4 protein-coding genes are annotated in these 14,179 nt (G+C 73.6%); 2 read left to right on the top strand and 2 right to left on the bottom strand.

Translation table 11 applies throughout. The annotated features are described in order from the left end of the window. Positions 1 to 16: 16 nt before the first annotated feature. Together ACLJPY_RS04355 and ACLJPY_RS04350 are read left to right on the top strand one after the other, a co-directional pair. Positions 17 to 4,618 (top strand): amino acid adenylation domain-containing protein, encoded by a 4,602-nt coding sequence (locus tag ACLJPY_RS04355; RefSeq protein WP_410586698.1) that lies wholly within the window; start codon positions 17 to 19, stop codon positions 4,616 to 4,618. Further along, the gene (locus ACLJPY_RS04350) at positions 4,615 to 9,009 is read left to right on the top strand and encodes an amino acid adenylation domain-containing protein (protein ID WP_410586697.1); all 4,395 of its coding nucleotides are present in this window, start codon (positions 4,615 to 4,617) and stop codon (positions 9,007 to 9,009) included. Before ACLJPY_RS04355 ends, ACLJPY_RS04350 begins: the two co-directional genes overlap by 4 nt. A 45-nt stretch (positions 9,010 to 9,054) precedes the next feature. On the opposite strand, the gene ACLJPY_RS04345 is transcribed toward ACLJPY_RS04350, so the two are convergent. After that, positions 9,055 to 9,339, bottom strand: a complete 285-nt coding sequence (locus tag ACLJPY_RS04345; RefSeq protein WP_410586696.1) for a hypothetical protein — start codon at positions 9,337 to 9,339, stop codon at positions 9,055 to 9,057. 565 nt (positions 9,340 to 9,904) lie between these two features. Next, positions 9,905 to 14,170 carry an amino acid adenylation domain-containing protein gene (locus ACLJPY_RS04340; protein ID WP_410587004.1) on the bottom strand — a complete coding sequence of 1,422 codons (4,266 nt, stop codon included), beginning with the start codon at positions 14,168 to 14,170 and terminating at the stop codon, positions 9,905 to 9,907. Between the last annotated feature and the right edge of the window lie 9 nt (positions 14,171 to 14,179).

Raw genomic sequence — 14,179 nt, 5'->3', positions numbered from 1 at the left:
AGGAGCGCCGCCCGCCATGCCCGAGCAGACCACCACCGTCGAGAGCATCCACCCGCTGTCCCCGCTGCAGCAGGGCATGTTGTTCCACGCCCTCTACTGCCCCGAGGACGACGTCTACGTCGAGCAGTTCAGCTGCCGGTTCGACGGTCCGCTGGACGTGCCGGCGTTCCGCGCGGCCTGGGCGGCTGTCGTGGCGCGGCACCCCGCGCTCCGCACGTCGTTCCACGCCCTCGAAAGCGAGCAGCCGGTGCAGGTGGTGCACCGGGGGTTCGAGCTGCCCTGGGCCGACCACGACTGGCGGTCCGCGGCACCCGATCCGGACCGCCTGCCGAAGTTCCTCGCGGCCGACCGCGCGGACGGCATCGACCCGGCGACGCCGCCCCTGCACCGCTTCGCGCTGCTGCGCGTGGCCGACGACGCGTACGTGTTCGTGTGGACGCACCACCACCTGCTCCTGGACGGCTGGTCCATGCCGCTGGTGCTGAACGAGGTGACCGCCCGGTACGCGGCGCTGCGGCGCGGCCGGGAAGCGGACCTCCCGCCGGTGCGGCCCTACCAGGACTACCTGACCTGGCTCGGCGCGCAGGACCAAGCGAAAGCCGAGGAGTTCTGGCGTACGCGCCTCGGCGGGTTCACCGCCGCCACCCCGCTGCCGCTGCGTGCCGGGACACCGGCCGCGGCTCCGGGGTTCCTCTCCGTCGAGGCCGCGTTGCCCGAGGGGCCGACCGCCGAGCTGACCGCGACCGCCCAAGCCAACGGCCTCACCACCGGGACCGTCGTGCACGCCGCGTGGTCGCTGGTGCTGGCCCGGTTCAGCGGCATCCCGGACGTCGTGCACGGCGCCACGACCTCGGGCCGCCCGCCGGAGCTGCCCGGCGTGGAAGACATCGTGGGCATGTTCATCAACACGCTCGCCGTTCGCACCCGGATCGACGGCCGCCGGCCGGTCGTGGAGTGGCTGCGCGGGCTACAGGCGGACTTCGCCACCGCCCGCGGGCACGAACACCTCCCGCTCGTGCGCGCGCAGGGCTGCAGCGACGTGCCGCGTGGCAAGCCGCTGTTCGAGAGCCTCGTGGTGGTCGAGAACTTCCCGGTCACCGCCGCGGCGGACAACGGCTTCGACGGGGTCGCCGTCACCGCCGTCCAGGCCACCGAACAGACCGGCTACCCGCTGACGGTCGTCGCGCTGCCCGGACGTTCGTTGCGGTTGCGGCTGCTCTGCGACCGGCGCTGGTACTCCGAGGAGACCGCCCGGGCGGTGACCGACGCGCTGCGTGCCGCGGTGACGGGCCTGCTCGAGAACCTCGGCCGGCGCGTGGACGACGTGCCGATCGTGTCCGACGCCGCGGCCGCGGCGCTGGTGCGGCGCTGGAACGCCACACGCGGCGACTACCCGCGCGAGCACTCGGTGCACGCGCTGGTCGACGGGCAAGCGGCGTGCACACCCGACGCCGTCGCGGTCGTGTCCGGCGAACGGCAGCTCACCTACGGTGCGCTCGCCGCGTGCGCCGCCCGGGTGACGGCGGCACTGCGCGCGCTCGACGTGACACCCGGTTCGTGCGTGGGCGTCTGCCTGGAGCGCTCGCCCGAACTGGTCGCCGCGCTGCTCGGCACGCTGCGCGCAGGCGCCGCGTACGTACCGCTCGACCCGTCCTACCCGGCACAGCGGCTGGAGTTCATGGCGCGGGACAGCGGGATCTCCGTCGTGCTCACGGTCAAGTCGTTGCGCCACAACGTTCCCCGCGGGGTGCGCACCCTGCTCCTGGACGACCCCGGCTCGTGGCCGGCCGGCGACGGCTCGGCGGTCGCGGTCGGCGCCGACGCGCCCGCGTACGTCATGTACACGTCCGGTTCCACTGGAACTCCCAAGGGAGTCACGGTGCCGCACCGGGCGATCGTGCGCCTGGTCCGCGACACCGATTACGTCACGCTCCGCACCGACGACCGGATCGCGTTCGCCGCGACCACGGCCTTCGACGCGGCGACCTTCGAACTGTGGGGTGGCCTGCTGTCCGGTGCCGCCGCGGTGGTCGTGGCCAAGCAGCAGGCGCTGGACCCGGCCGGCTACGCGGCACTGATCCGGGAGCAGGCGATCACGACGCTGTTCATGACCACGGCCCTGTTCAACCAGTTCGCGGCGGGCGCACCGGCCGCGTTCGCGCCCACGCGCCAAGTGCTCTTCGGCGGCGAGGCGGTCGACCCGGGCGCCGTGCGCACCGTGCTGGCCGCGGGCGCACCGCAGCGCCTGCTGCACGTCTACGGGCCGACCGAGAGCACCACCTTCGCCACCTGGCACCTGGTCGACGCGGTGGCCGAGCACGACCGTACGGTGCCGATCGGCACCGCGATCGCCAACACCACGGCCTTCGTGCTCGACCACGGCGCGCGGCCGGTACCGCCCGGCGCGGCCGGCGAGCTGTTCCTCGGCGGAGACGGCTTGGCGCACGGCTACCACGGTCACCCGGGCCGGACCGCGGAGCGGTTCGTGCCGGATCCGTTCGGGCCGCCGGGAAGCCGGCTCTACCGCACCGGCGATCTGGTGCGCACTCGCGCCGACGGCACCATCGTGTTCCTCCGCCGCACCGACCACCAGGTCAAGCTGCGCGGCTTCCGGATCGAACTCGACGAAGTGGCGGCGGTCCTCCGCGCCGCGGACTCCGTCGGCGACGCCGTGGTCCTGCTCCGGGAAGACACCCCCGGCCACCCCCAGCTCGTCGCATACGTGACCGGCGCGCCGTCGCCGGCCGAGCTGCGCGCCCACTGCGCACGCACGATGCCCGGGCACATGATCCCCGCCGTGTTCGTGCCGCTGCCGCACCTCCCCATGACGGCCAACGGGAAACTGGACCGCCAGGCCCTCCCCGCGCCGCGGTACGGCGCCGACGACAGTGCGTCCGGCTACCTCGCGCCACGGCCCGGCACCGAAGAACTGGTCGCCGAACTGTGGGCCCACGTGCTGCACGTCGACCGGGTCAGCCGGGACGCGAACTTCTTCGACCTCGGCGGTCACTCGCTGACCGCGACCCAGTTGCAGACCCGGCTCCGCCGCGCGTTCGCGGTGGACGTGCCGCTGCGCGCGATCTTCACCGCCGTCGACCTCGCCGGTCTCGCCGCCGAGCTCGACGCCCTGCGCCGGGACGCGAGCGGCGATGTGCCTGCACCGCCACGCCCGGTCGATCGGGCCACCCCACCGCCGCTTTCCTTCCCGCAACGGCGGCTGTGGTTCCTGGAACAGTGGGAACCGGGCACCGCGCTGTACCACATCTCGGGCGCGCTGCGGCTGCGCGGCCAACTCGACGTGCCGGCGTTGCGCGCCGCCTGGCAAGCCGTGGTCGACCGGCACGAAGTGCTGCGCACCCACGTGTCCGCGGTGCCGGCCGACGACCCTCGGCAGGCCGAGACCGAGCGGCTGCCTGCCACCATCCCGGTGGTCGACCTGACCGCACTGGCCGACCCCGCGAAGGACGCGCGGGAGACCGTGCGGGCGGTCCTGGAGACGCCGTTCCGGCTGACCGAGGGGCCGCTGTGGCGGCTCGTGCTGGTCCGCACCGGCCCCCGCGACCACATCCTCGGGATCTGCCTGCACCACCTGATCGCGGACGGCGAGTCCGTGGGCCTGCTCCTGCGTGAGCTCGGCCTGCAGTACCGGGCACGCGGCCGAGCCGCCCTGCCCGCGCTGCCCGTGCAGTACGGCGACTACGCCGTCTGGCAGCACGGCAACCTCACCGGCGAGCGGATGGCCACCGACCTCGCCTACTGGCGCAGGACCCTCGGTGGGCTCCCGCCGACCACCCTGCCGACCGACCGGCCGCGCTCGGCGAGCACCGGCTCCGAGGCGGCCCGCTGCGCCGTCACACTGCCGTCCGAAGTGGACGAACAGCTCGGTGCGCTCTGCCGCCGGGCCGGGGTGACCCGGTTCATGGCGCTGTACGCCGCTTTCGCCACCGCACTGGGCCAGACCCGCGACCTCGCCGAGGTGGTGGTGGGCACCCCGACCGCCCACCGGGACCACCAGGAACTCGAGGGCCTCATCGGGTTCTTCGTGAACACCCTGGTGCTGCGGCTGGACCTCGGTGGCGACCCGGCGTTCCGGGAAGTGCTCGGCCGCGCCCGGGAAACCTGCCTCGGCGCCTACGCGCACCAGGCCGTTCCGTTCGAGCGCCTGGTGACCGAGCTCGCGCCGGACCGCACCGTCGAGCACCTGCCGCTGTTCCAGGCGTGGTTCGTCGCGCAGGACGCGCCGCCCGCGACCGAAACGTTCCCCGGCATGGACGTCTCGCCCGCCGGCGAGCCGGACCGCCTCGCGCGGTACGACCTCCGGCTGGACGTGCAGCGCTCCGGCGGCGAAACCCGCGCGGTGTTCGAGTACAAGGCCGCGTTGTTCGAGCAGCCGTCGATCGCCCGGCTGGCCCGCCGGTTCGCCGGGGTGCTCGAAGCGGTGACCGCGGATCCGGAGATCCGGCTGTCGTCACTGGCCCGCCGCCTGGCCGAGGCCGACGATCGGCTGCGCCGCGAGCGCAAGGCCGGGATGAGCCTCGCCGGGCTGCACCGGCTCAAGACCCGGCGCCGCGAAACCGTCCACGACACCGCCGGCCCCGACCGAGGAGACCGCGCATGACCACCACCGAGGGTTACCCGCTCTCCCCGCAGCAACGCCGGCTGTGGGAGCTCCGGCGCGGCGGCGCTTCGCCGTATCGCAGCTGGTGCGTGCTCCGGCTGGCGGCCGGCACGACCGCGGACCGGACCGGCGCGGCACTGGCCGCGGTCGCGGCCCGCCACGAGATCCTGCGCACCACGTTCCGGTCCCCGGCCGGGGCGTCGATCCCGTTGCAGGTCATCGCGGACGCCGCGGACCGCACGGCCGTGGCGGTGCACGACCTGCGCCCGCTGCCCGACGGCGAACGGGCGGCAGCCTACGCCGCGGTGAAGGCGTCGTTCCTGCGCGACGCGGACGACTCGCCCCTGAGCGCCGCCTTCGTCGTCCTCGAGGACAGTCCGCTCGGCGCCCGGCTGCTGCTGCGCCAGCCCGCCCTGTGCGCCGACGAGGCATCGGTGCGGCTGCTGGCCCAGGAAGTCGGCGACCGGCTCGCCGGCACCGTTCCGGCAACGGAACCACTGCAGTACGCGGACTTCGCCCCGTGGCAGGCCGAGCTGCTCACCTCGGCGGAGTTCGACCTCGAACGGGAGTACTGGCAACAGCGCGACGCCGGCCGGCTCGCCGGCGCGGAGCTGCCCTTCGCCCGGCGCTCCGGTGCCGGGTTCGCGCCGGCGGCGGTGTCCGTCGACTTCGACGAGCCGTTGGGCGACGACGGGCCGGCGGTGGCACTGGCCTGCTGGCACTTGCTGGTGCGCAGGCTGACCGGCCGGGACGAGGCGGCGATCGGCGTCCGGCTGCCGAACCGGGTCGCGGACGAGATGGCCGGTGCCCTCGGCCTGTACGAGAAGTACGTGCCGTCGCTCGCCCAGCCCCGGAGCGGTGAAACAGCGGCAGCGTTCGTCGCGAAGGTGACCGCCGAGCTGGCCGAGATGGCGGACTGGCAGAGCTACTTCGACCAGAACCGGTGGACGGCCGGGCCGGCCGCGAGCGAACGGCCCGGCCCGATCGCGGCCGGCTTCGACTGGTACCGCGGCGATTTCGGCGTCCTGGAAGAGGCCGAGGCGATCACCGAGCAGTTCACCGTCCGCCTGTCCGGCCGCGAACACGGCGACCGGCTCCGGCTGTCCTTCTGGTTCGACTCGGCCGTCGTCGACGCCGCCGACGCACGCGTGCTCGCCGGGCAATACGTCGCGGTCCTGCGCTCGGTCCGGGCCGACGGCGGACAGCCGGCGCTCGCCGTCGCGGTGCCCGCCGCCGCGGCGCCCGCGCCGGCCCGCCGCCCCGGTCCGGTTCACCCGATCCACCGCCGGTTCGAGGCACACGCCCGGCGCGATCCCGGCGGCGTCGCCGTGCGCTGCCTGGACGAATCGGTCACCCGGGCGGAGCTCGACGCGCGTGCCGACCGGCTGGCCCGGCGGCTGCTCGCGGCCGGCGCCCGGCCCGACACGCCCGTGGGACTGTGCCTGGACCGGTCGATCGAGCTGGTCGTCGCGGTGCTGGCCATCCTGAAGAGCGGCGCCGCATATCTGCCGCTCGACCCGGACACGCCGCCGGCCCGCCGACGCGCCGTGCTGGACCAGGCCGGGGCCCGGCTCGTCGTCGCCTCCGCCGAGCACGCCGACGTCGCCGGTCCGGACCGCGCCCTCGTCACCCCGGACGGCGCCGGCGCCCCGTCCGTCTCCGTGCCCGCCGCCGGCGAAGCCGATGCCCGCCTCGCCTACGTGATCTTCACGTCCGGGTCGACCGGCACCCCCAAGGGCGTCGCGGTGAGCCACGCCAACCTCGCCGCCTACGTCGACGACGTCACGGCCCGCCTGGACCTGCCCGACGACGCGAGCTACGCCATGCTGTCGACACCGGCGGCCGACCTGGGCCACACCACGCTGTTCGCCGCCCTGGCCACCGGCGGCACGCTGGACCTGCTGCCCGCCGGGCACACCACCGACCCGGCGCTGCTCGTCGCGCACCTGCGCGAGCACCCGGCCGACTGCCTGAAGATCGTGCCCTCGCACCTGCGAGCGCTCCTCGGCGCACCGGACGCGGCCGCCGTGCTGCCCGCGCAGTGCCTGGTGCTCGGCGGCGAGGCCGCCGACTGGGCGCTCATCGCCGAGGTGAACCGTCTGGCGCCGGACTGCCGGGTCGTCAACCACTACGGCCCGACCGAGACCACGGTCGGCGTGCTGACCCACGAGGTGCGGACGGACGACCCGAGGTCGTTCCGGACCGTCCCGCTGGGCACCGCCCTGCCGCACAGCCGGGTCGAGGTTCTCGACAGCGGGCTCCAGCGGACGCCCACCTGGGTCGCCGGAGAGATCCACGTCGGCGGCGCGGGCGTGGCCCGCGGCTACCTCGGCCGCCCGGGCCTGACCGCGGACCGCTTCGTGCCCGACCCCTTCGGGCCTCCCGGCTCGCGTGTGTACCGCACCGGCGACCGCGCCCGCCGGCTCCGCGACGGAACCGTGGCGTTCCTCGGGCGCACCGACGACCAGCTGAAGCTGCGCGGCTATCGCGTGGAACCGGCGGAGGTCCAGGCCGTGCTGCGCACGCACCCCGCCGTCCGCCAAGCTGTCGTGACGCTTCGCGAGAACGACTCCGGCGGCCGGACGCTCGTCGCGTACGTCGTGGCCCCGGGCACCGACCCGGCCGAACTGCGCGCCCGGTGCGCCGAGCACCTGCCCGAGTACATGGTGCCCGGCGCAGTACTGCTGATCGAGCGGATTCCGCTGACCGCCAACGGGAAGCTCGACCACCGGGCCCTGCCCGCTCCGGGTCGCGCAACCGCCGCCTACCAGGCGCCTCGCACGCCGGTCGAGGAAACGCTGGCGAGCATCTGGCAGCAGGTCCTCCGCGTCGGACGAGTCGGCCGCGACGACAACTTCTTCGCCTTGGGCGGCGACTCGATCCTGGGCATCCAGGTCATGTCCCGAGCCGCCGAGGCCGGCCTCGCCCTCACCCCGAAACTGCTGTTCCAGCACCCGACCGTCGGCGAGCTGGCGGCCGTGACCACCGCGGTGGACGCCGTCGCGAACGGCGCGGAGCAGGGCCCGGTCACCGGCGCGCTGAGGGCCACCCCGATCCAGCGGCGGTTCCTCGCTCACGGCCCGCGCGCCCGGCACCACTACAACCAGGAAGTACTGGTGGCGCTGAAACGGCCACTCGCCCCGGAACCGCTGCGGATCGCGCTCCGCGCCCTGATCGACCACCACGACGCCCTGCGTATCCGGGTCCGCGGCGACGAGCTCGGCATCGCCGGCCCACTGCCGGCTTCGATCGACCCGCTCGCCACCGCCGACCTGGCCGGGCTCCCCGCCGCCGACCGGCGTACCGCGTTCGAGAAGCTCACCGAGCAAACCCAGAGCGCGCTCGACCTCGGCACCGGCTGCGTCTTCCGAGCGCTGCTCGCCGACCTCGGCGACGACGGGCAGCGGCTGCTGCTCGTCGCGCACCACCTCGGCGTCGACGGGGTCTCCTGGCGAATCCTGCTCGGCGACCTGGTCACCGCGTACCAGCAGGCGGCAGCCGGCACCGCGGTGCGGCTGCCGCCCAAGACGGTCTCGTACCGGGCTTGGGCCGAACGCCTCGCCGAGCGGGAATCCCGCCACATCGACGAAATCCCGTTCTGGACGGAGATGCTGGCCGGCCCGTCCGCGCCGTCACCGCGGTCCGCCGCCAACACCTACGGCGCCGCCGCGACGGTCACCGTGACCGCCGACGAGGCGACCACCGGCGATCTCGTGCGCTCGACGGGGGCCACCTCGGCGCAGGCACTCATCCTGGCCGCTCTGGGCCAGGCACTCACCGAGTGGACCGGCGAACCGCGCGTCGTCGTGGACATCGAAGGCCACGGCCGCGATGCGCTGGCCGACGACCTCGACGTGTCGCGTACCGTCGGCTGGTTCACCACCATCCATCCGCTGGCGCTCGATGCCGGGAGGGCCGCCGCGACCGCGCAGTCGGTCAAGCAGCGCCTGGCCGAGGTGCCCGCCGGCGGCGTCGGCTACGGGTTGCTCCGCTACGGAACCGACCCGGCCGCCGCCGCACTGCGCGCCCTGCCCGAACCGTGGGTCCGGTTCAACTACCACGGCCGGCTCGTCGCCGACCCCGCCGCCGACGCCCTGTTCGGCACCGCGCCCGAAGACCCCGGGCCCTCCGCCGATCCCGCCGGCACCCGGCCTTACCTGCTCGACCTCACCGCCGTCGTCGCCGGCGGCCGGCTCCGGGTGAGCTGGACGTACTGCCCCGCTGTGCACGACCAGGAAACCGTCCAGGCCCTCGCCGACGGCTTCCTGGTCCACCTGCGCGACGCCGTCTCCCACGGCAGCACCGGCTGGACCCCGGCCGACTTCCCGCTGGCACAGCTGGATCAGGGTTCGCTGGACACCATCGCCGGCCTGCTGGACGAGATGGGCTGACCCCGCGGATGCCCGCACCTCGACGGCGTCCGCGGCCGGCGCCGTTCACCGCAGCTCGAGCCGGCTTCGGCGCCCCATCCGGTCCTCGCCGATCTCGACCGCCAGCCGGTACACGCGCTCCGGCGCGCCCACTTTCCCGTAGCGGCAGGACACCAGCAACGAGCCGACCTGCGCCAGGTACCGCACGTAGCGCCGAGCCGTGACCACGCTCATCCCGGTCGAATCCGCGATGTCCGCGGCCGACACCTCGCCGTCGGGCGCACTGCGCGCCACGTCGATGACCCGATCTACCGTGATCGCCGATATGCCGTTCGGCGGATCGATCCCCATGTCCCCAGCTCCTCGTCGCTCGCGCCGCGAGGTCGATCGAATGGCGCCGGCGTGTCATTCCGGCCGGTCGCCGACCATCGATTGGCTGCACCCCACCGAATCCGACGGACCGCACGGGTTCCACCGGAGCGGGTGCCGCACCCCAGACCCCTGATTGATCACATTCAATCTTACGCTGCAAATATGAACGGACGTCAACCCTGCACAAGGACTATTCCCATGCACAATGCGCGAAGTTCTTCTGGCCGGCAGCCGGAAAGAGCGCCTGCCACCGCATTTGCGCAGATCCCGGGCGAAGCGCGCCGCCGCGTTTTTCGGCGGCCCGGTTCACACATCAGAACAAAAGCAAGAGGACGGTAAACCGGCGTCTCGGCACCCGAGCCGGATCGGCCGCGAGTGGTCCAAAAAGTTGAAATGCGAACTACCGGAAGCCGGTTGCTTTGTCGCGCCTATCCTATTTGCCGGATAATCCGGGGACGGCACGGTCGACAGAGCTTCTGACGGAATTCGTGCGTGGTGCACGAGAAGAAGGCGAAGCTCCGCGCGGACGTCGGGGCGCCGTCCGCTACCGGCGGGCGCGGCGGCGCAGCGCGGGACGCGGCGCCTCGATCGGCCTCAGCCGGGTGGCCAGCCCCGCCGGGGTCGGCCGGTCGAAGAGGTCACCCAGTGACACCTCCGCGCCGAGCCGGTCCCGGATCCGCGTGATGAGCATCGTTCCGGTGAGGGAGTGCCCGCCGAGGGCGAAGAAGTCGTCGTCCGCCGCCACCTCGTCAAGCCCCAGCACGTCGACGAAGAGCTCGCACAATGCGGTTTCCGCCTCGCCGCGCGGCGCGCGGCCCACCGGGCGTGACTCGGCCACCGCGGCCAGCGCGCGATGGTCCAGCTTGCCGCTGGAGGTCAACGGCAAGCGGGGAAGCGGGACGATCTCCGCCGGCACCATGTAGGCAGGCAGTGCCGCGGTGAGCCGGTCCCGGAGCTCCCTGACGAGACCCCGCACGGTGCGCGGCGCGCTCGGCGGCTCCGGTGGGGTGCCGGCCGGCCGGACCCGCGCCGGGTGGACCGCGTGCACCAGCCGCAGCCCCGAGCCGGCGAGCGCGCGGTCCTCGGTGACCTCGACCGCGAAGCCGTGGCGACGGAGCAACGCGGCGGCCTGCCCGGCCTCCGCCGCGCCCGACACTTCCGCGACCACCTGGTCGATGCGCGCCCAGTCGGCGTCCTCGACCCCGGCGAGGACCTCCAGTTCGCTCTTCTCGACGTCGATCTTCAGCAGGTCGACCCGTTCGATCCGTTCCGCGCGCAGCATCTGCGAGATCGTCACGACCGGCGCGGTCACGGTCACCGACTCGAGGCGGTCCGCGCGCACCTCCGCCTCGACGTCGTCGACGCCGGCCCGCCGCAGGACGTTCGCGACGTAGGTCCGCATCAGCGCGCGTTCGGTCTCGGCGTCGCCGTGGCGCCCGGAGAGGATCGACGCGTGCGGGTAGTACGTGAACTCCGCCTCCTCCTCCGGCTTTTCGCCGAGCGCCGAGCGGAACAGGCGCGCATCGAGGCCGTGCAGCCGGACGTTGGCCTCGAGCGCGGCGAACACCTCGGGCATCGGTTCGAACGCGTACACCGTCGGCCGACGGCACCGCGTGGCCACGTGGACGGCGAACGTCCCGATGTTCGCTCCCGCGTCGAGCACCACGGCGTCGTCCGGCAGCCGGACGCCGTGCCGGAGGTAGCCACCGTCGTCCAGCGTCTCGCGGTGCAGGAACTCGGCCTCCGCGGCGCTGGGACCGACCAGCGCGACGTCTTCGCCGGGTTCCCACAGGCCGAGCCCGGCGGGCAGCTGCCCGGCCCGCAGCGCGACCACCCGCGCCGGCAACGGCGCCCGTGCGGCGTCTACCGTGACGTACGCGACCAGCCGCTCTCGCGGTCCTCCGGCGCCGGCCACCGTGGCGACCGCGCGCGCCACCGCGGGGTGGGCGGCCAGCACCGCCTCGATCTCGCCGGGCTCGACGCGGAACCCGCGCAGCTTCACCTGCCGGTCGGCCCGGCCGAGGAAGTCGAGCTCGCCGTCCGGCAGGAACCGCGCCAGGTCACCGGTCCGGTACATCCGCGTGCCCGGCGGCCCGAACGGGCAGCCGACGAACCGCTCCGCGGTCAGGCCGGGCCGCGCGTGATAACCCTGCGCCAGGCAGTCGCCGGCGAGGTACAGCTCCCCCGGCACGCCCGCCGGCACCGGCTGCAGGTACCGGTCCAGCACGAAGGTGCGGGTGTTGTCGATGGCCCGGCCGATCGGGACGGACCGGGTGTCCGACGCCGGCCGGTGCTCGTGGAAAGTGACGTCGACCGCCGCTTCGGTGGGCCCGTACAGGTTGTGCAGGGCGGCACCGGGCAGCAACCGCCGGGTTCGCGCGGCGAGCGCGGGGTCCAAGGCCTCGCCACTGCAGATCACCAGCCGCAGGGACGTGCAGCGGGCCGCGCCGGCGCCCGCCACGAAGGCGTCCAACATGGACGGTACGAAGTGGGCCACGGTGACCCGGCGCCGGGTGATCACCTCGGCCAGCGCCACCGGGTCCCGGTGCCCTTCCGGAGTGGTCAGGACCAGGGTCGCGCCGGCGATCAGCGGCCAGAAGAACTCCCACACCGACACGTCGAACGTGACCGGGGTCTTCTGCAGCACGCGGTCTTCGCGGGTGAGCCGGTACTGCCGCTGTGTCCACAAAAGACGGTTCACCACCGCGCGGTGGGACACGGCGACCCCCTTGGGGAGACCGGTCGAACCGGACGTGTAGAGGACGTAGGCGGGCTGTCCGGGCGGCACCGCGATCGCGGGCGGACCGGCGGGTCCGGTCCCGGCCGTCTCGCCGGACACGACGAGCTCGGCTACGCCGGGCACAATCCCGGCCGTCTCCGCGGTCACGAGCGCGACCCGCGCGCCGGTCTCCGCGACCATGTGGCGCAGCCGGTCCGCGGGCAGCTCCGGGTCGAGCGGCAGGTACGCGGCGCCGGCCCGCATGACCGCGAGCAGCGCGACCACCAGCCGCGCCGAGCGGGGCACGGCGACCGCGACGACCTCGCCCACGCGCACCCCTTCGGCGAGCAGGCGCCGGGCCAGCCGCCCGGACTCCGCGACCAGCTGGGCGTAGCCGACTTCCCGGCCGTCCTCGTCGGCGAGCGCGAGCGCGCCCGGGGTGCGCGCGGCCTGGGCGTCGATCAGGCCGGTGACCGTGGTTTCGGGGATCCGGTGCGCCGGGCCGGCGCCTGTGGCCAGCAGGGCCGCGCGGTCTTCCCCGGTCAGCACCGAAAGCCCGGCCAGCAGTGCCGACGGACGCGACGCGACCGAGGCCAGGATGCGCCGCAGCCCCGCGGCGAGCCGCCGGGCCGTCTCCTCGTCGAACAACGCGACGTCGTACCCGATCCGGCCTTCGACGCCGGCCGGGTCACCATTCGGCCCGCGCCGGTCGGCGAACGAGAACAGGAGGTCGAACTTCGCGACGCCCTGGTCGACCGGCTCGTCCGCGACGGTCGTACCGGGGAGCGCCCAGCCGCCGCCTGCCCGGCCGGTTCCCGTGTCGAGGGTCAGCATCACCTGGAACAGCGGGTGCCGGGCCGCCGAGCGCGGCGGGTTGACCCGTTCGACGACCAGCTCGAACGGGACGTCCTGGTGGTCGAACGCGGCGAGGTCGGCGGAAGCCACGGAGCGCAGCAGGTCCGCGAAGGTGCCGGCGTGCGGGAGCTTCGCCCGCAGCACCAGCGTGTTGACGAAGAAGCCGATGGAGTCCGCGAGCTGCTCGTCCGGCCGGTTCGCGACCGGGACGCCGATGACGACGTCCGCACCGGCGCCGAACCGGTGGAGCAGCCAGGCGACCGCGCTGTGCAGCACCATGAACAGCCCCGCGCGGTTCTCGGAACCCACCCGCACCAGCCCGGCGTGCACGTCGGCGGGCAGCGAAAAGGTCGTGCTCGCACCGCGGAACGACGAAATCCGCGGCCGCGGCCGGTCGAACGGCAACGGCAGTTCCGCGGGCGCGTCCCGGAGGAAGTCCGCCCAGAACGCGAGCTGCGCACCGGCGAGCGACTCCGGATCGGCGGGGTCGCCGAGCAGTTCCCGCTGCCACCGGGCGTAGTCCGGATAATGCACCGGCAGCGGCGTCCAGGCCGGCTCGTCCCCGTTCCGCCTGGCCGCGTACGCGCGCGAAAAATCGCGGGCGAACGGCGTCATCGACCCGCCGTCCGCGGCGATGTGATGAAACACGACGACGAAGACGTGCTCGGTTGCAGAGAGGCGGAATAGCCGGGCACGAACCGGCATTTCGGAATCAAGATCGAATGGGCGGGAGACGAACTCCTGCACCGCCTCCTCGAGCGAGGATCCCGGTTTTGGGGCGTGGACCTCGAAAGTCCCGTATGTTCGGTTTCGCGCCGCGTCGGCGGCGAGCAGGACGGGCTCGGGACCGTCACCGGTATGGCGGTACAAGGTACGCAGAACCTGGTGCCGCACAACGACATCGTGCAGAGCGGCCGGGAAAGCGCCGACGTCGACGGCACCGGTGAGCCGGATCGCGAGCGGGATGTTGTAGCCGGCGGAACGCCTGTCGAGCAGGTGGTGCACCCACAATTGCTGCTGTCCGAAAGACAACAGAGCCACCGAGATCCCCCCTACCCGGCGCGACCGTGACTCTCCCCTGAACGCGGCGCCGGTGAACCGACCATAGACACAGGCGGGAACGGCCGTCAAGGAACGCCGGTGCCGCACCGGCGACCGTAATTGCGTCGCGCGCGACGCGCGAATCGGGTTGTCGCCCACGGATGCCGTTGCTATGGTGGAGGAGCAGTGGATCATCGACCACGA

This window comes from Amycolatopsis sp. lyj-23 (genome assembly GCF_046549135.1).
In the GTDB taxonomy this organism is placed as follows: domain Bacteria; phylum Actinomycetota; class Actinomycetes; order Mycobacteriales; family Pseudonocardiaceae; genus Amycolatopsis.
This window is presented reverse-complemented; position numbering and strand designations above follow the sequence as displayed.